This is a genomic window from Citrobacter sp. MGH100 (genome assembly GCF_001034465.1).
In the GTDB taxonomy this organism is placed as follows: Bacteria; Pseudomonadota; Gammaproteobacteria; order Enterobacterales; family Enterobacteriaceae; genus Citrobacter; species Citrobacter youngae.
This window is the reverse complement of record NZ_KQ089802.1, coordinates 65,254-84,166: the sequence shown is the minus strand read 5'-3', so window position 1 is coordinate 84,166 and position 18,913 is coordinate 65,254. Positions and strand designations below refer to the sequence as shown.

General features: G+C 53.1%; 15 protein-coding genes. 6 read left to right on the top strand and 9 right to left on the bottom strand.

Going from position 1 to position 18,913, the window contains the following annotated elements; genetic code table 11:
- Positions 1-17: 17 nt before the first annotated feature.
- From feoA to greB, 3 genes are all read right to left on the bottom strand, one after another.
- Positions 18-245, bottom strand: a complete 228-nt coding sequence (gene feoA / locus SK32_RS18320) for a ferrous iron transporter A (protein WP_003023519.1) — start codon at positions 243-245, stop codon at positions 18-20.
- 374 nt (positions 246-619) lie between these two features.
- Positions 620-2,953: a Tex family protein gene (locus SK32_RS18315; protein WP_048213557.1), complete on the bottom strand. Its 2,334-nt coding sequence runs from the start codon at positions 2,951-2,953 to the stop codon at positions 620-622.
- Between the two features lie 98 nt (positions 2,954-3,051).
- Positions 3,052-3,525: a transcription elongation factor GreB gene (gene greB, locus SK32_RS18310; RefSeq protein WP_003023524.1), complete on the bottom strand. Its 474-nt coding sequence runs from the start codon at positions 3,523-3,525 to the stop codon at positions 3,052-3,054.
- Positions 3,526-3,750: 225 nt separating this feature from the next.
- Between greB and ompR the strand changes: the two genes are divergently transcribed.
- Both ompR and envZ read left to right on the top strand, forming a co-directional pair.
- Positions 3,751-4,470, top strand: coding sequence for an osmolarity response regulator transcription factor OmpR (gene ompR / locus SK32_RS18305; RefSeq protein ID WP_001157751.1), 720 nt, complete (start codon positions 3,751-3,753; stop codon positions 4,468-4,470).
- Positions 4,467-5,819 (top strand): two-component system sensor histidine kinase EnvZ, encoded by a 1,353-nt coding sequence (gene envZ, locus SK32_RS18300; RefSeq protein ID WP_048213556.1) that lies wholly within the window; start codon positions 4,467-4,469, stop codon positions 5,817-5,819. The genes ompR and envZ overlap by 4 nt, the downstream gene beginning before the upstream one ends.
- A 111-nt stretch (positions 5,820-5,930) precedes the next feature.
- Here envZ and pckA read toward each other — a convergent pair whose 3' ends face one another.
- The gene (pckA, locus tag SK32_RS18295) at positions 5,931-7,553 is read right to left on the bottom strand and encodes a phosphoenolpyruvate carboxykinase (ATP) (RefSeq protein WP_048213555.1); all 1,623 of its coding nucleotides are present in this window, start codon (positions 7,551-7,553) and stop codon (positions 5,931-5,933) included.
- A gap of 378 nt (positions 7,554-7,931) precedes the next feature.
- On the opposite strand from pckA, the gene SK32_RS18290 reads away from it, so the two are divergent.
- Positions 7,932-9,650: a DUF4153 domain-containing protein gene (locus SK32_RS18290; protein WP_048213554.1), complete on the top strand. Its 1,719-nt coding sequence runs from the start codon at positions 7,932-7,934 to the stop codon at positions 9,648-9,650.
- Positions 9,651-9,744: 94 nt separating this feature from the next.
- On the opposite strand, the gene hslO is transcribed toward SK32_RS18290, so the two are convergent.
- The 4 genes from hslO to igaA form a co-directional block, all read right to left on the bottom strand.
- On the bottom strand, positions 9,745-10,623 hold the full coding sequence (gene hslO / locus SK32_RS18285) for an Hsp33 family molecular chaperone HslO (protein WP_005121631.1): 879 nt from the start codon (positions 10,621-10,623) through the stop codon (positions 9,745-9,747).
- A gap of 24 nt (positions 10,624-10,647) precedes the next feature.
- Positions 10,648-11,049 carry a ribosome-associated heat shock protein Hsp15 gene (gene hslR, locus SK32_RS18280; RefSeq protein ID WP_048213553.1) on the bottom strand — a complete coding sequence of 134 codons (402 nt, stop codon included), beginning with the start codon at positions 11,047-11,049 and terminating at the stop codon, positions 10,648-10,650.
- 10 nt (positions 11,050-11,059) lie between these two features.
- Positions 11,060-11,728, bottom strand: coding sequence for a GMP/IMP nucleotidase (gene yrfG, locus SK32_RS18275; protein ID WP_048213552.1), 669 nt, complete (start codon positions 11,726-11,728; stop codon positions 11,060-11,062).
- Positions 11,729-11,790: 62 nt separating this feature from the next.
- Positions 11,791-13,926, bottom strand: coding sequence for an intracellular growth attenuator protein IgaA (gene igaA, locus SK32_RS18270; protein WP_048213551.1), 2,136 nt, complete (start codon positions 13,924-13,926; stop codon positions 11,791-11,793).
- A gap of 322 nt (positions 13,927-14,248) precedes the next feature.
- On the opposite strand from igaA, the gene nudE reads away from it, so the two are divergent.
- A complete protein-coding gene (nudE, locus tag SK32_RS18265; RefSeq protein ID WP_048213799.1) occupies positions 14,249-14,809 on the top strand; it encodes an ADP compounds hydrolase NudE in 561 nt (186 codons plus the stop codon).
- A gap of 112 nt (positions 14,810-14,921) precedes the next feature.
- On the opposite strand, the gene mrcA is transcribed toward nudE, so the two are convergent.
- On the bottom strand, positions 14,922-17,474 hold the full coding sequence (gene mrcA / locus SK32_RS18260) for a peptidoglycan glycosyltransferase/peptidoglycan DD-transpeptidase MrcA (protein WP_048213550.1): 2,553 nt from the start codon (positions 17,472-17,474) through the stop codon (positions 14,922-14,924).
- A gap of 120 nt (positions 17,475-17,594) precedes the next feature.
- On the opposite strand from mrcA, the gene SK32_RS18255 reads away from it, so the two are divergent.
- Together SK32_RS18255 and SK32_RS18250 are read left to right on the top strand one after the other, a co-directional pair.
- Positions 17,595-18,374, top strand: a complete 780-nt coding sequence (locus tag SK32_RS18255) for a type IV pilus biogenesis protein PilM (protein WP_048213549.1) — start codon at positions 17,595-17,597, stop codon at positions 18,372-18,374.
- A complete protein-coding gene (locus tag SK32_RS18250) occupies positions 18,374-18,913 on the top strand; it encodes a PilN domain-containing protein (protein ID WP_048213548.1) in 540 nt (179 codons plus the stop codon). Before SK32_RS18255 ends, SK32_RS18250 begins: the two co-directional genes overlap by 1 nt.

The following is an 18,913-nucleotide window of genomic DNA, read 5'->3' as shown; positions in this document are numbered from 1 at the left end:
TTTATAGACTCACTGTATTAACAGGAAACCGCTTCCACTTCTAATAACGCCAGATCTTTCTTACGCAATACCAGGCTTACGCGACGCGTTTCGATATGGATAGGATCGCCGAGCGGGGCGACGCGTACCACGTTGAAGGAGGAGCCGGGCAGCATGCCAAGTGACAACAGTTTCTGACGATAAGCCGGGCTGATTTCACGGGCAAAGCCGGTAATTTTCCACGCACTGTCAGGAGTGAATTGCATAGGGACCTACTTATATCTCGCTAACTGGATGATTACCTCATGGGGCGACAGGGCGGCATGAGACCAGATGATTAGCCAACGTAAGGAAAGAGTAAATAATCAACAAAACAATGATAATGAGAATGGTTTCTATCATCAATAGAATAAATGTGACGGAATGTAGAATTGAACAATAATTTGAGCCAATTTTGATATTTCTCAACATTTATTCCGCTTTGGAATGAATGTTTCTGCAGTGTCATTATTGACTTTCTTAATGTTTAATTAAGGTTTTATTTGTTAATGAGGTGATAAATATAAGGGGCGGAGAGAAGATAATATATTAAATATGCCGGACAGGGTGTTTACACCGCCATCCGGCACATGATCCAAACTTAGCGTTTTTTACCCATTGCCGCCGCCAGCGCATCCATCATCGCGCTGTTGCCCGCAGGCTGGGCGTCACGACCACGCGGTTTCGCCGCTTTTGGCGCTGGGCGATTGCCCTGAGTGCGATCGTTATTCCCGCCGCCGCGACGCGCATTGGTTTCACCCGGCTGCTCGTCCAGGCGCATGGTCAGCGCGATACGCTTGCGTTGCAGGTCAACTTCCAGCACTTTCACCTTCACGATGTCGCCCGCTTTCACCACGGTGTGTGGATCGTCGACGAACTTATTCGACAATGAAGAGATATGCACCAGTCCATCCTGATGAACGCCGATATCCACAAACGCGCCGAAGTTGGTGACGTTGGTGACCGCCCCTTCCAGAATCATCCCCGGCAGCAGGTCGTTCATGGTTTCTACACCATCGGCAAACTGTGCGGTTTTAAATTCAGGACGCGGGTCGCGGCCCGGTTTTTCCAGCTCTTTGATGATGTCGGTGACGGTCGGTACCCCGAAACGTTCATCGGTGAAATCGGCAGCTTTCAGATTGCGCAGTTCGTCGCTGTTGCCCATCAGGTCACGCAGCGATTGCTCGGTGGCGGCCAGAATGCGTTCCACGATCGGGTAGGCTTCCGGGTGAACGGTGGAGGCATCCAGTGGGTTATCGCCATGGTTGATGCGCAGGAAGCCCGCGCACTGTTCAAAAGCTTTTGGCCCCAGACGGCTGACTTTCAGCAGTTGCTGACGGTTCTGGAACTGACCGTTCTCATCGCGCCAGGCGACGATGTTTTGCGCCATCATGCGCGTCAGGCCGGCCACGCGGGTCAACAGCGGAACGGAGGCGGTATTGAGATCGACGCCGACGGCGTTTACGCAGTCTTCCACCACCGCATCCAGCTTACGCGCCAACTGCGTCTGGCTAACGTCGTGCTGATACTGGCCCACGCCGATCGATTTCGGATCGATTTTCACCAGCTCAGCCAGCGGGTCCTGCAGACGACGGGCGATAGACACCGCGCCACGCAATGAAACGTCGAGATCCGGGAATTCCTGCGCCGCCAGCTCGGAAGCAGAGTAAACTGATGCCCCGGCTTCGCTGACGATCACTTTCTGTGCGGTGACTTTCGGGAACTGTTTCTGCACGTCGAGGAAGAAACGTTCGGTTTCACGCGACGCCGTACCATTACCAATCGCCACCAGTTCAACGTTGTATTTTTCACACAGCGCCGCTACAGCAACGGCGGCTTTGGCGGCCTGACCGGTGTGTGGATAAATGGTGTCGGTCGCGACCAGCTTGCCGGTGCCGTCAACAACCGCCACCTTCACGCCGGTACGCAGACCGGGATCGAGGCCCATGGTGGCACGCAGACCCGCAGGCGCGGCCATCAGCAGATCGTGCAGGTTACGGGCGAAGACGTTAATCGCTTCATCTTCGGCACGTTCACGCACGGTGCCCATCAGCTCGGTTTCGAGGTGCATCAGCACCTTAATTCGCCATGTCCAACTGACCACGCCTTTACGCCAACTGTCGGCAGGGGCGTTGTTCAGGCGCAGTCCCAGGTGGTTCTGGATAATCTGTTCGCCGTGGCTCTCTTTTGGCGGCTCATCGAATTGCGGATCGGCATTCAGCGAAAGCTGAAGCACGCCTTCGTTACGGCCACGGAACATGGCCAGCGCACGGTGAGACGGCACGGTAGAGATCGGTTCGTGGTGATCGAAGTAGTCGCGGAACTTCGCGCCTTCCTCTTCTTTACCGCTTACCACGGTGGAGACCAGGTGGGCGTTTTTCCACAGGTAATCACGCACTTTCGCCAGCAGGGCGGCGTCTTCTGCGAAGCGCTCCATCAGAATGTAGCGTGCGCCGTCGAGTGCGGCTTTGGTATCCGCCAAGCCGTTCTCGGCGTTGAGGTATTTAGCGGCTTCCGTTTCCGGGTCGTGAGACGGTTCGTTCCACAGCAGGTCTGCCAGCGGCTCCAGTCCGGCCTCAATGGCGATTTGCCCACGGGTACGGCGTTTAGGTTTGTACGGCAGATAGAGATCTTCGAGTTCGGTCTTACTTAACGTGCCGTTGATCGCTTTCGCCAGATCGTCGGTCAGTTTGCCTTGCTCGCCGATAGATTTCAGGATTGCCTGACGGCGGTCTTCCAGTTCACGCAGATATCCCAGACGGGTTTCCAGATTACGCAGTTGCGTATCATCCAGACCGCCGGTGATTTCCTTACGATAACGTGCGATAAACGGCACGGTGTTCCCTTCGTCAAGCAAGCGAACGGCAGCTTCTACCTGTTCAGCACGAGCCTGAATTTCACCTGCGATAATGCGGCAGAAAGAATCATTCATCATGGATAGCTTCGTCTATAGGATAAAAAATCAGGGGATAGTTATACGGATTGACTGGCAAAAATGCCAGTCATCTACGGGGGCTTCGGATTGTTCCGGTCTCACTTAACGTATTCAATCTCATTCACGTACCAGCTGGCTTCCCCGCCAGGGGTGTTCACCACCGCGAGATCGCCGACCTCTTTTTTCAGCAGCGCCCGCGCCATCGGCGAATCGATAGAGATGTAATCTTTACGGCCGAAGATCTCATCGTAGCCAACAATACGGAATTTGCGGATGTCGCCATCGTCATTTTCAATCTCAACCCATGCGCCAAAGAAAACTTTGCCTTCCTGCTGCGGGGAGTAATCGACGATTTTCAGATTCTCCATGCACTTGGTCAAATATCGGACGCGGCGGTCGATCTCACGCAGGCGCTTTTTATTATACTGGTAGTCAGCATTTTCGCTGCGGTCACCCAGACTTGCGGCCCAGGTAACCTTTTTGGTGACTTCCGGGCGCTCTTCACGCCAGAGATAATTCAGCTCTTGTTTGAGTTTTTCATACCCTTCACGGGTTATCAGGGGCGTTTTCATCTTATTGTTTTGCCTTCGACTCTGTGATGATGCGCACAATTAGTATTACATGAGCATATCAACAGAATAAATAATGTATTGCGAGAAACATTGTATACTTAAGCTGCTGTTTAATATGCTTTGTAACAATTTAGCCTGGAATTCATACCAGAATTCGCTGGTGACTCACGCTAGCTTTCTTAAGAATATACACTTAATTGTTGCGAACCTTTGGGAGTAATAACAATGCAAGAGAACTATAAGATTCTGGTGGTCGATGACGACATGCGCTTGCGTGCGCTTCTGGAACGTTATCTGACCGAGCAGGGCTTCCAGGTTCGAAGCGTCGCAAACGCTGAGCAGATGGATCGTCTGCTGACCCGTGAGTCTTTCCACCTGATGGTGCTGGATTTAATGCTGCCGGGAGAAGATGGCCTGTCTATTTGCCGTCGCCTGCGCAGCCAAAGCAACCCGATGCCGATCATTATGGTCACGGCGAAGGGCGAAGAAGTGGACCGTATCGTTGGACTGGAAATCGGCGCTGACGATTACATTCCGAAACCGTTTAACCCGCGTGAACTGCTGGCGCGTATCCGCGCTGTACTGCGTCGCCAGGCGAACGAACTGCCGGGCGCGCCTTCCCAGGAAGAAGCAGTCATTGCGTTTGGTAAGTTCAAACTGAACCTCGGTACGCGTGAAATGTTCCGCGAAGATGAGCCTATGCCGCTCACCAGCGGTGAATTTGCGGTGCTGAAAGCGCTGGTGAGCCACCCACGTGAACCGCTGTCCCGCGACAAGTTGATGAACCTGGCCCGTGGTCGTGAATACTCGGCGATGGAGCGTTCCATCGACGTGCAGATTTCTCGTCTGCGTCGTATGGTGGAAGAAGACCCGGCGCACCCTCGTTATATTCAGACCGTATGGGGTCTGGGCTACGTCTTTGTTCCGGACGGTTCTAAAGCATGAGGCGAATGCGCTTCTCGCCACGAAGTTCGTTTGCTCGCACGTTATTGCTTATCGTCACCTTGCTGTTTGCAAGCCTGGTGACGACCTACCTTGTGGTGCTGAACTTCGCGATTCTGCCGAGCCTCCAGCAGTTTAATAAGGTCCTGGCCTACGAAGTCCGTATGCTGATGACTGATAAACTGCAACTGGAGGACGGTACGCAACTGGTAGTGCCACCTGCATTTCGTCGGGAAATTTACCGTGAGCTCGGTATTTCCCTCTATTCCAACGAGGCCGCTGAAGAAGCCGGTCTGCGTTGGGCGCAACACTATGAATTCTTAAGCCACCAGATGGCGCAGCAACTGGGCGGCCCGACGGAAGTCCGCGTTGAGGTGAACAAGAGCTCGCCGGTCGTGTGGCTGAAAACCTGGCTGTCGCCCAACATCTGGGTACGCGTGCCGCTTACGGAAATCCATCAGGGTGATTTCTCACCGCTGTTCCGCTATACGCTGGCGATTATGCTGCTGGCTATCGGTGGCGCGTGGCTGTTTATCCGTATTCAGAACCGACCGTTGGTGGATCTTGAACATGCGGCGTTACAGGTGGGGAAAGGCATTATTCCGCCGCCGCTGCGCGAGTACGGCGCCTCTGAGGTACGCTCTGTTACCCGAGCCTTCAACCATATGGCCGCCGGCGTAAAACAGCTGGCCGATGACCGTACGCTGTTAATGGCGGGCGTGAGCCATGATTTACGCACCCCGCTGACGCGTATCCGTCTGGCGACGGAAATGATGGGCGAAGAAGACGGATACCTCGCGGAGTCCATCAATAAGGACATTGAAGAGTGTAATGCCATTATCGAACAGTTCATCGATTATCTGCGGACGGGTCAGGAGATGCCGATGGAGATGGCCGATCTGAACTCGGTATTAGGTGAAGTGATCGCGGCAGAAAGTGGTTACGAGCGTGAAATTGATACTGCATTACGCCCAGGCGTCATTCAGGTGAAGATGCACCCACTGTCTATCAAGCGCGCGGTTGCTAATATGGTGGTTAACGCCGCTCGCTACGGTAATGGCTGGATTAAGGTCAGTAGCGGTATGGAAGCGCATCGCGCCTGGTTCCAGGTCGAAGATGACGGGCCGGGTATCAAACCGGAACAGCGTCAACACCTGTTCCAGCCGTTTGTGCGCGGTGACAGCGCGCGTAGCACCAGCGGCACGGGCCTGGGACTGGCGATTGTACAGCGTATTATTGATAACCATAACGGTATGCTGGAAATTGGCACCAGTGAGCGAGGCGGGCTGTCGATACGCGCCTGGCTTCCGGTTCCATTCACGCGCACGCAGGGGACAACGAAAGACGCGTAGAAAAAAGGGAGGCTAAATGCCTCCCTTTTTATTTCTCTAACCGACTGATATTGCTGCGCTTATCAGTTGCAGTAGGCCGGATAAGGCGAAGCCGCCATCCGGCACTTTTCGTTACAGCTTCGGTCCGGCGCTAACCAGCGCTTCGCCCGCAGGGGTGTCGGTGTACTTCTCGAAGTTCTCGATAAACAGTTTCGCCAGTGCGTTGGCTTTTTCTTGCCACTGCTCCGGGGATGCGTAGGTATTACGCGGATCGAGAATACGCGTATCCACACCCGGCAGCTCGGTTGGGATTGCCAGGTCAAACATCGGCAGACGGAACGTTTCCGCGTTATCCAGAGATCCGTTCAGGATGGCGTCGATAATCGCACGGGTATCTTTGATTGAGATACGCTTGCCGGTGCCGTTCCAGCCGGTATTCACCAGATAAGCCTGTGCACCAGCCGCCTGCATGCGTTTCACCAGTACTTCTGCGTACTGCGTTGGGTGCAGCGACAGGAATGCCGCGCCGAAACAGGCAGAGAAGGTTGGCGTAGGCTCAGTGACGCCACGCTCGGTGCCAGCCAGTTTGGCGGTAAAGCCAGACAGGAAGTGGTACTGGGTTTGGTCCGCCGTCAGGCGAGAAACCGGTGGCAGTACGCCAAATGCGTCGGCGGTCAGGAAGATGACTTTGGTTGCATGACCCGCTTTTGACACCGGCTTAACGATATTGTCGATGTGATAAATCGGGTAGGACACGCGGGTGTTCTCGGTTTTGGAACCATCATCGAAGTCGATAGAACCATCTTCGCGCACGGTGACGTTTTCCAGCAGGGCATCACGGCGGATCGCGTTGTAGATTTCCGGCTCAGCATCTTTAGACAGTTTGATGGTCTTCGCGTAGCAACCGCCTTCGAAGTTAAATACGCCGTCGTCATCCCAGCCGTGTTCGTCATCGCCAATCAGGCGGCGTTTCGGGTCGGTGGACAGCGTGGTTTTACCGGTACCGGACAGGCCAAAGAAGACCGCCACATCCCCTTTTTCACCGACGTTTGCCGAGCAGTGCATGGATGCAATGCCTTTCAGCGGCAGCAGGTAGTTCATGACGGAGAACATACCTTTCTTCATCTCGCCGCCGTACCAGGTGCCGCCAATTAACTGAATGCGTTCAGTCAGGTTAAACGCCACGAAGTTTTCGGAGTTCAGACCTTGTTCTTTCCACTGTGGGTTAGTGCATTTTGCACCGTTCATCACGATGAAATCAGGTTTGAAATCAACCAGTTCTTCGTCGCTCGGGCGGATGAACATATTTTTGACAAAATGTGCCTGCCAGGCGACTTCGGTAATGAAGCGCACGGAAAGACGGGTATCCGCATTAGCACCGCAGAAAGCATCAATGATAAACAGACGTTTGCCGGAGAGTTGATGGGTGACTAACCCTTTCAAATGCTGCCAGGTTTCCTGGGAAAGCGGTTTGTTGTCGTTCTTACCTTTACCTTTGTCGGACCACCAGAGTGTATCTCGTGTGGTGTCGTCACGGACAATGTACTTATCCTTTGGCGAACGTCCGGTAAAGATACCGGTATCAACTGCAACGGCGCCCAGATTCGTTAACACGCCACGCTCATAACCTTCCAGGTTTGGATCAAGTTCTTCCTGATAAAGCGTGTCGTAGTCTGGATTGTAAACGATATCCTGAACGTCATTGATACCATAAGCCTTGAGATCTTGCGGGGTTAAACTGTTGTTCACACGCATTTCACTGCTCCTTAGCCAATATGTATTACCTGGAATAGTAAGGTTTTTTAGGGATTGCTAACCGCGACAAGGCTCATAGATTTACGCATCCGGTGATTCCACGAATAACCGAATACGCTGCGACTCCTGTCACAAAGAGGCGGATATTATGGCAGGAAACCCTTTTTTGTTGTGGAAAATGTTCTTAAAACGTTAATAGAGAGTGTTTTTGGCGGGAATCTTGTGAGTGTAATCGCATTCATGTAAGAAAAAAACGTAACTCAAACATAAACAATATCGATTCACCTCGCGCAGTTGGGCTCCGAAATGGACCGACAAATACTCATATTTGTGAAGTTGATGCGATAATTAGATTTTCTCTTCTTTCTGGAAAACGACATGGACAGTGTTGAGCTTTCACCAACGACCCGCTGGGGCATGATCTTTATCGGACTGCTACAAGGGTGTGTGTGCTACCTGCTGATGGCGTATCTTGCGCCGCAGAACAGTGACTGGCTGTTCTACGGGATGCCCGTAACGATTGCGCTCTCCTCTGCGCTTTTGCTGACTGTCGTCTCATTTAAGCAACGTGCTCTATGGTGCTGGATGGCGTTGATCTGTGTGGTTGTGCTGGCGATGAGTGTGTGGCTGAAATGGAGTGTGGCAGACAGTGACAGATGGCGGCAGGATGACATTTTTTTTGCCTACGGCTGGCGCTTACTGTTGATGGCGATGCTGGCTTTACCGTGGATTCAATATCAACTTCATGCCCGTCGTGAACAGGCTCGCTATCCGCAGTTTTATACCTACCTGTGGCTTAACTCGCTGACGCTGCTGATCGCTTTTGTGGCCAACGGCCTGTTCTGGCTGGTGCTCCTGCTGTGGAGTGAAATGTTTCAACTGGTCGGAATCACCTTCTTCAACACGCTTTTCTTTGAGACTGACTGGTTTGTTTATTTGGCTTTAGGTCTGATCACCGCACTGGCAGTAGTGCTGGCACGTACGCAGTCGCGTCTGGTTGCTGCGGTGCAAAAGTTGCTGACGTTCCTTGCCACAGGTTTACTCCCGCTGGTTGCACTGTTAGCGCTGATGTTTATGCTGACCCTGCCTTTTACCGGACTGGACGCTATCTCACAGCGCGTGTCAGCGGCTGGCCTGATGTCCACGTTGACGCTGATCTTCCTGTTGCTGATGGCCATTGTGCGCGAGCCGCACAAAGAGGCGTTACCTTATCCTGGCGCATTATGTTACTTGATTAACGCTTCACTGGTTGTTGCTCCTCTCTATATGCTGATTGCCGGTTGGGCAATGTGGCTGAGAATTCATCAGTATGGCTGGACGCCTGAGCGTTTGTATGGCGCATTGGTGGTCTTTGTATTACTGGTGTGGTCCCTCGGCTATCTGGTCAGTATTTTGCGCGCTGGAGGCAACCCGCTCGATATTCAGGGAAAGGTCATTCTTGGCGTTTCGCTCCTGACATTGGGCCTGTTGATTCTGCTGACGTCGCCGGTCATTGATGTTTGGCGTATTAGCGTCAACAGCCATATAGGGCGCTACTACAGCGGGAAAATTACGGCTGACCAGGTCAGTCTGTATATGCTGGATCACAGCGGAAAACCCGGTCGCGCCGCACTGGAAGCATTGCAAAAAGACGATGTATTCAACAAAGACAGCAAGCGCAGGCGTGATTTAAATGCCATCCTGCGGGGGCATCGCGATCCGGTAAATGAGCTGACGGCAACGCAGTTAGCGCCGAAGGTGATGATTGCACCGGGAAGCAAGAAGCCCGATGACGCGTTTTGGACGTTTTTAAAGGGGCAGCGCTACCGGATCGCCTCCTGTATTGAGCAGGATGCGTGTGTGTTGGTGGATCAGGATCTCAACGCGGATGGGCAGCCCGAGCAAGTATTGTATGCTTTTGGCGATGGGGAGAGCCTGGTCTTTGGCGTTAAGGAGAACAAATGGGTGTTGATCGCGACAGCCCGGCTACCGGAGGGATTCAATAAGGATCAACTGCTGCAGGCGCTGGCGAATCATCAACTGGATTCGGCTTCAAGAGTCTGGCGGGATATCACCATTAATGGCAAACGACTGCCGATGACTTATTACAATGAGTGAATCTGTTGCCGGATGGCGGCGCGAGCGCCTCATCCGGCCGACAAAAGTTTTACCGTAGGCCCGATAAGCGTTGCGCCACCGGGCAAAACGGGGATTAATGCACCTGTGGATCGGCAGGGGAGGCGTTGCTGCGGATCTCTGCAATATCCATGGCGTTAAACAGATAGTGGCTACCGCAATAATCGCAGTGCATATCGATTTCACCTTCTTCTGCCAGAATGCTGTCAACTTCTTCATCCGGCAGCGTTTTCAGAGCGCCCGCGCAGCGTTCGCGTGAACAGGTGCATTTGAACTCAACATCCTGAGGATCGTAGAGGGTGACTTCTTCTTCGTGGTACAAACGCCACAGAACTTCGTTGGCTGGCAGCGTCAGCAACTCTTCGGCTTTGATGGTTTCTGTCAGTGCGGCAAGGTGATCGAAATCATCTGCCTGTGCGTTTTGCGCTGGCATGACCTGCAACAGCATACCGCCAGCAGCAGGTTTACCGTCGACGTCGCCAGTGCGGATAAACAGACGCGTCGGCAGCTGTTCTGAACGCATGAAGTAATCTTCCAGGCAGGCCGCCAGCGTGTCACCTTCCAGACCGACCACGCCCTGATAGCGTTCGCCTTCTTCCGGTGTAATAGTGATCACCAGATAGCCGTTGCCAACCAGTGTTTTCAGATCGGCATCTTCAGGGATATCGCCTTGTATACGAGCCACGCCGCGCATCTGCTGGTTGTTGTTGCCGTTAATGACCGCCAGGCTCAACGGACCGTCGCCCTGCAGTTGTACGGTGATATCACCGGCAAACTTCAGCGTCGCGGTCAGCAGGCTGGTGGCAACCAGCAGCTCCGCCAGCACGGTTTTGACCGGCTGTGGGTAAGTATGATTTTCGAGGATCTGTTGCAGGGTTTGCGAAACGGTTACCAGTTCGCCGCGCACGGCAAAGTTTTCAAACAGATAACGATGTAATTGGTCATGTTGCGGCATAATCATCTCTCTTGCAGGTGACAGTCACTCGCTGTCGCCATGTTTAAATCGTAACAGGTCGCGGCGCTCTTTTTTGTCCGGTCGCCTGTCCGGGTGCGGCATGGTTAACGCGTTAAGTTTACGCGCCAGCGCCATTTTTTCGCGTTTTTCCACGCTTTCTGCGGTTTCTTCATACAGCATAACGGCTTCAGTTGCCGGGCGGCGCTGCTCGCTAATGGCTTTAATAATGACCGTTCGTTCGTCATTCCCCTGGCGCAGGGTGAGGGTGGCATTTAGCTCGACAATCTTACTCGGCTTGCTGCGCTGCCCGTTGTAATGCACCTTACCGCCTTCAACCATTTCGCGGGCGACTGCGCGCGTTTTATAAAAGCGTGCTGCCCACAGCCATTTATCCAGCCTGACTTCGACAGGGGGCTTCTCTTTCATGGCGTCTCCTTCACATCAGTGAGGGGATCAGTCGGCGGTAGTCATTCAGTGACGGATGGCGTGCGTACTGTTTTTCCGCTGTACCTGAGTCGGGATTGGTTACGCCGAGGCAGTAACGAATGCCGAATTGAGCAGCGGCGTCGAGAATTGGTTCGCTGTCGTCAATAAACAACGTCTTCTCTGCACTCATTCCCGTTTCTTCAGCGACAGCGTGCCATAACCGCTGATCCTCTTTGGGATAACCAAATGTGTGGGTGGAAAGTAATAAATCAAGGTGTGAGGCCAGACCGGTATGCTGAAGCTTCACCGCCAGGTTATGCGGATGCGCATTGGTGAGCAAAATACGACGTTTGCCGCTCGCTTTTAGGGCATCAAGGAACGGTACCGTATCTTCACGCAGTACGGCGCGTGGTCCCTGTGCGGTTGTCATGGCGCATATATCCAGACCCAGGCGTTCGCTCCAGTAATCCAGGCAGTACCAGTTTAGCGTATGCTGTACGGCATGATACTGCTGACGAATGAATTCCTGGGCTTCCTGGGGAGAGATACCCTGCTGCGCGCCGTAGGTTTCCGGCACCAGTTTTTGCCAGAAATAGTTATCGAATGCCAGATCGAGCAGCGTACCGTCCATATCCAGCAGAACGGTGTCGACGTCCTGCCAGGCAATATCTATGTGCATGGAAACTCCCCAGAGGAAAATAAGATGCGCGACAGGGTAGCATATTCCGTCGCGCGGGCGTGTTATCGAATCAGGCTTTCTGGGTCTTCAAGCAGCGTTGGATTCAGGCAACTCTCGTAATATTCCTGAATTTCCGCGATGCGCGAACGATGACGCTGGTAGCGTCTGAATGCCTGAACGCTGTTGTAGATAGCGCATCCCAGCATGGAGAGCATCAGCAGCGTGGTGCCAAGGTAACGCCATAAACCTGAACGATCCGGGATCCGGTGCAGGCCAATGTGCTGGGTACCGTTGGCGTCGGTCGAGATGTTGGTGACAATCCCTTCAGCGCGAAATGGCGTTTGCATCAACATCTGGGCAAGGCGCTGGAAAGCGTTCCATTGCTCTTGTGGCGGATAGTCGTACAACGAGGTCGCCGGCCAGGGCTGATCAACCAGGTCGCTGCCTTCGTCACTGATAATCAGGAAACCACCGGGGGCAGGGCTATTCAGTGCCTGAGCCGCCCGGGCGGTCTCGCGTGAAATGAACGGTGCCGTAGAGGTATTCACCAGGTTATCCAGTGATTCGGCGCTTACCGGGCGCAACAGCACATTCACACCATCCAGTTTCCCGGCGTTTGCTCGCTTAACCAGAGCGTTCCAGTCCTTACTGTTACCCAGGTTAACCAGGGCATTTTTCAGGCGAACGCATTCATCTTCGGCGGCACACAAATCGGCGGTTTTCAGGACAATATCGCCAAAATCATCCAGCAATACCATGCCGGACTTCTGAATGGCTGAGCGTAATGATGAGCTGACGCGAGAGTCATCGTCGGGTTTGGGATGCAGTTGGCGGCTAACGCTTTGGGTCAGTGCGGTCGCCTTATTGACCAGGTCGGACTCAGGCAGCGGCAGGGCGCGCGCGTCATTCCAGATAATCTGCGAACAATCAAATGGCATAAAAGGTGTCGCGGGTTGTGCGTTCCAGCTCCCCTGAGTGTGGATGTTACACATCCCCGTGCCACTCAGATGCAGCGTGTCGCCCACGCGAACGCCTGCCTTTTCCAGTTGCTTAACGCTGGTGGCCTCAACAGTTTGCGCCCCTTTCATCCAGGAAAGCGTAAGTTTAATTGGCATATCCAACGGGACCCAAAACAGCAGCATTAGCAATACCAGCAACGAACCGCCGGCAATGACGGCGCTGCGTAGCCAGTGTTGCAACGGGAAGTTTTTCACCTCGTCATGCAAAGATAAAAAACGCCCCTGGCGGACAACATGGCGATCCAGATAGATATCAATATCCGTTTGCTGGCCAAGGTCCTGTGCAATGTAAGGTTGCCAGTGTGGTGGATAAATCAGGTCAATAATACCCAGGGAGATATTATTAATTTGCTCCTGATCGTTTTCACCAAACAGCCCCCAGCGACGTGGAGTGCCACGCAGACAGTGGATTTCTCGTAGAGCCGTTTTAGACGGTGGTGCAAACAGGCCCCACAGACCCGCAGCCAGCAGCAACACCGCGCCACCGGCGGTCCACGGTACGAACGTGTCTGGCATGATTAAACAGAAAAAGAACAGCAGGAATGAGGCAGCAATCAGTAACGCTTCGCGCAATCCCGACGGGCGGCTGAGAGCATATTCTTCATGCGTTTCCTGACGAATATTCAGCAGTTCAATCTGCTCGCTTTCTTCACCACGAATAGATGCCTGAGTAGATGCGGTGTGCTGTAGGGCGTAGCCGCGCGCTTCCTGCATATACTCTTTCAACGTATGACCGTTCAACGAGATAACCAGCGGCAGCGTATTGGTGTGGATCAGCTCAACGCTGTTTTCGTCATTGATGTATTGTTCCCAGAAGGGAGGCAAATGCACTTCGACGGAGTCGAGATAGTAGCGCCATTTATTCGGATCGTCGGTGGTGATGCCATAGCGCGTAATTGAATGCGTCAGTACGATGACGCTATTACTTTGGGCATTCAGGGTTAACGATACCGGTGCTGAACTGGCACCTGTTGGGCCAGGTACCTGCTGAATTTGACTGAGGTTTTCGAGATAGTTTTCGACCGCGCCACGTTCTTCGGGTGTTAGTTTACGCTTAGAGGCGTCAGAGAAGACGTTGCTCAACGGTAATTTTTGTTGTCTGAATTTTGATCTGAATCGCCACCCTGCAAGCAATGAGCAGGCCAGCAAAGCAGCTAAAAAAATCAGAATGGTGCTCATGCTTTCCCCATCTTACTTAGTCTGTCAGGCGTGGTCAGTCGCACCCTGTTCAATATTCGTGATTCTGTGGTTGGCTATCGGCAAGTGTGGAGTTGAACTTGAGCATCTTTAAGTACAGCCCAATAAATGCGAATAATAGCAAAATCACCAAAAACGGAATATCAGCAAATTCCTGGAGTTATTTCAACCTATTGACTTTTAATTTGAAATAGGGATTAACTTTTAGTACGTTACATAAATGTAAATAAACGGCAATTCACATTGCCGAAACCGTGCTGTATATCGCACAATAACCCCAGATTTCACAGCAAAGATCCTCATGATGAGCAAATCATTACAAAAGCCCACGATTTTGAAAGTGGAAACCGTCGCACAATCCCGGCTATTTAAAGTCGAAAGCGTGGACCTTGAGTTCAGCAACGGCGTACGTCGTGTTTATGAGCGTATGCGCCCATCCACGCGCGAAGCGGTAATGATTGTGCCGATTGTGGATGACCACCTGATCCTCATTCGCGAATATGCGGTCGGAACTGAATCCTACGAGCTTGGTTTTTCCAAAGGGTTAATCGATCCGGGTGAAAGCGTGTTTGAAGCGGCTAACCGGGAACTGAAAGAAGAAGTGGGATACGGTGCGAAGGACCTGACGTTTTTGAAAAAACTCAGCATGGCGCCTTCCTATTTCTCCAGCAAGATGAATATTGTGGTCGCTGAGGATCTTTATCCTGAGTCGCTGGAAGGTGATGAGCCCGAGCCATTGCCACAGGTGCGCTGGCCGCTGGCGCATTTGATGGATCTGTTAGAAGACCCTGACTTCCACGAAGCGCGTAATGTCAGTGCGCTGTTCCTGGTACGCGAATGGCTGAAAGGGCAGGGGCGGTTTTAATCGACATTGCCGGATGGTGGATGTCGCCTTATCCGGCCTACAACATCCAGCAATATCAAACAATTGTGCCGAAAATGTAGGCCGGATAAGCGAAGCGTCATCCGGCAAAAGATTAGAACAACTCGTGCGTCTCACCATTATCAATAATGGTTGTCCCCACCTCATGTACCGCCTGTTGCGTTGGCTGAGTACCTTCAATGAAATACTCTGCACGGCTGTTACCGCCGTTTGCCAGTTGGCCGGTGCTACGATCGATATTGACGGTAACGATACCCGGTGGTGGTGTCAGCGGCTGCTCAGGAACACCTTCTAATACACTCTTCATGTAGGCATCCCATGCAGGCTGCGCACTCTTGGCACCGCCTTCGTAGCCGGAGATTTGGTCTTTGATCGCGCCGGATGCCGTCGTATGTCCGAGATCGCGGCGATGATCATCAAACCCGATCCATACCGAGGTCACCACCCCTGGGCCGTAGCCGGAGAACCATGCATCTTTCGAGCTGTTGGTTGTCCCGGTTTTCCCGCCGATGTCATGGCGCTGTAAATCGCGTCCTGCACGCCAGCCGGTTCCCATCCAGCCTGGTTCACCAAAGATATTGGTGTTCAACGCGCTCTTGATCAGGAAGGCCAGCGGCGTGTTGATGACGTGCGGTGCGTATTCTTGCGTGCCGCTTTGTGCGACCAGCGCCTGGTTAGCTTGCTCAAGCTGTGGCATTGGCACGGCGGCGTTTTGTTGTTCCTGAGATACCGCAACATCTTCAACGTTACTGTTTTCCAGCACGTTAGACTTCTGCGTATCGCCGTAAATTACCGGGATATCACATTCCGGGCAGGCAATTTTTGGCTTCGCCTCAAAGATAACGCCACCCATATCGCTTTCAATCTTACTGATGAAATACGGGTCGACCAGGAACCCGCCGTTTGCCATTACCGCGTAACCGCGAGCAACCTGCAGCGGAGTGAACGAGGCTGAGCCCAGCGCCAGTGATTCAGTATGCACAATATTCTGTGCCGGAAAGCCGAAACGCTGCAGATACTCTGCCGCGTAATCCACACCCATTGCGCGCATGGCACGAACCATCACCACGTTTTTCGACTGGCCGAGCCCCTGACGTAAGCGGATAGGGCCAGCATATTGCGGCGGTGAGTTTTTTGGCTGCCAGTCAGAACCTGCACCGGCATCCCAACGGGAAATCGGTACGTCATTCAGCATACTTGCCAGCGTCAGGCCTTTATCCATCGCGGCGGTATACAGGAAAGGTTTGATGTTAGAACCCACCTGGCGTAACGCCTGGGTTGCACGGTTAAACTTGCTCTGGTTGAAATCAAAACCCCCCACCAGTGCCAGCACTGCGCCGTTTTGCGGGTTAATAGAAACCAGTGCGGAGTTAACGTCCGGCACTTGCGCCAGCCACCAGGCATCTCCCACCTGGCGTACCCAGATTTGCTGGCCAGTCTGTACTACGTCGGTCACTTTACGCGGTGTTGGGCCTTGTTGAGTATCCGAACGATAAGGACGCGCCCAGCGCATACCTTCCATACGTAATGACACCGATGTTCCATCCGCCAACGCAGCGGTCGCTTCCTGTGGGTTGGCGCTGGTGACAACCGCGGGCAGCAGCGGGCCGTAGGTCGGTAGCGCTTTTAGCGTATCGGTGATTTTTTTGCTGTCCCAACTACTTTCGCCCACTTTCCACAGCACGTTCGACGGGCCGCGGTAGCCGTGGCGCATGTCGTAATCCATCACGTTGTTACGTACTGCCTGCTGAGCCGCCTGCTGTACTTTGCGTGTAATGGTGGTGGTGATGCGATACCCGTCTTCATAGGCTTTCTCACCATAACGGTTATACATCTCCTGGCGCACCATTTCAGACAGATACGGTGCAGAGAAAGCGATTTCCGGCGCGTGGTAGTTGGCGTCAATGGCCTCGCCTCGCGCCTGATCGTACTGGGCCTGGGTGATGTAGTTTTCGCTCAACATACGCGACAGTACAACGTTACGGCGCGCAGTTGCCCGGTCCATCGAATAGAGCGGGTTGAAGGTTGACGGCGCTTTTGGCAGACCGGCGATCACCGCGATTTCACTTAAGCTGAGTTGATCAACTGTCTTGCCGAAATAGACCTGCGCGGCAGCACCCACGCCATAGGCGCGATACCCCAGATAGATCTTGTTCAGATAAAGCTCGAGGATCTCGTCTTTACTCAGCAATTGCTCAATACGAATAGCCAGGAACACTTCTTTGATCTTACGCATCAGCGTACGTTCCGGACTCAGGAAGAAGTTTCTCGCCAACTGTTGGGTAATGGTACTGGCCCCTTGTGAGGCGTGGCCGGAGAACAACGCGACGCTGGCCGCACGGAAGATCCCCACCGGGTCCACCCCGTGGTGCTCATAGAAGCGGCTGTCTTCTGTGGCGATAAAGGCTTTAACCATTACCGGCGGCATTTGATCCAGCGTAACCGGAATTCGACGTTTCTCGCCATATTGCGCGATGAGTTCGCCGTCAGCACTGTAAACCTGCATTGGGATCTGCAGACGCACATCTTTTAGCGTCGCGACGTCAGGTAATTGTGGCTCGATATAGCGATAAAGGCCATAGATCGAGCCTGCTCCCAGCAGGATGCAACATACTGCAAGGATTAATAAATACTTTACGAACTTCACTGGAGATTTCCCATTTAGTGGCATTTGGGCAGTTTATAAACAAACGCGCGGTAGTATAAAGGCAAGCCAGACGCATTGATATACCCGTTGAAGGAACGGGTGATAAGGAGATCATCAGCAATGGCTTTTCGTATATGGAAAATTGGTCTGCATATTCAGCAACATGATGCGCTGGCTGTCGCTATCGTTCGTGACGCATCCGGTTGGGTCCTACAACGCTGGTGGCGTATGCCGCTGGCACATCAGGTTGTCGTCGATGGGCACATTCGTGAGCCGGAACAGCTTACTGCGGTGCTCCTGCCGTGGAGCCGTGAACTACCGCACAGGCACCATATTCACCTTTCTTTTCCTGCCAACAGGACGTTACAAAAAAAGTTACCCCGTCCAGCAATGACCCTACGCGAACCAGAGCAAACGGCATGGTTGTCTGGGGCAATGGCTCGCGAACTGGATATGGAGCCGGATGCGCTGCAGTTTGATTATAGCGAAGACACGCTAAGCCCGGCGTTTAACGTGACGGCGGCACAAAGCAAAGAAATATCGGCACTCCTGACACTGATGCATCCCCTGAAAGTACAGGTTACGGCCATTACGCCGGATGCCAGTGCCTTGCAGCGATTAATTCCTTATTTACCCGTGCATCAATCGTGTCTGGCATGGCGTGACGATACCCAATGGCTCTGGGCGAGCCGCACGGCATGGGGACGTAAATCGACGGGGGAAATTGACGATATTGACGCGCTTGCCGCGGCATTATCTCTTTGCCCTGTGGATATTGCGCTATGTGACGCTGGTGGCTTTGATCCCTTTAATGCGGTGTCCGTCCGCCAGCCACCGATTCCAACGGAAAGCCACAACTTTGCTGTTGCGCTTGGGCTGGCGATGGGAGGTGTGTACTGATGGCGGCGAACATCAACCTTTTGCCCTGGCGTCAGTCGCGGCGGTATGCCCGTCTGCAATGGTGGGGAGCATTATTGAGTGGATCTTTACTGGTTATTGTGGGTATCGCGTTGGGTTATTACGCGCTTTCTCGCGTAGATAATCGGGTCGATTTACTGCTGGCTGATGCCGAAAAAATGCGGGCTGAAACCCTGATAGCGCTCAAGCCGCGCCTGCAACAGCGTCAACAACAATGGCAGCAGGCGCAACAAAGAGAAAAACGGCGTGAACAGATGCGAAGCTGGCAGTCTGTTTTACAAGGGGTGGCCGAGTTGCTGCCAGAACAGGCGTGGTTAACAGGAATGACCTGGCAGCAGGATACGCTGGAGCTGACAGGGCTGACGCTGAACGTTGCTGCGCTTCATAGACTGGAGACGCAATTACGTAAACACCCTGGGTTTCAGTTGGGAAGCTCAGGGGAAACGCGACAAGATGCGCAGGGACACTGGCAGTTTCACTATCGTCTGATACGGAGCGTTATGCATGCAGGCGCTTTGTGA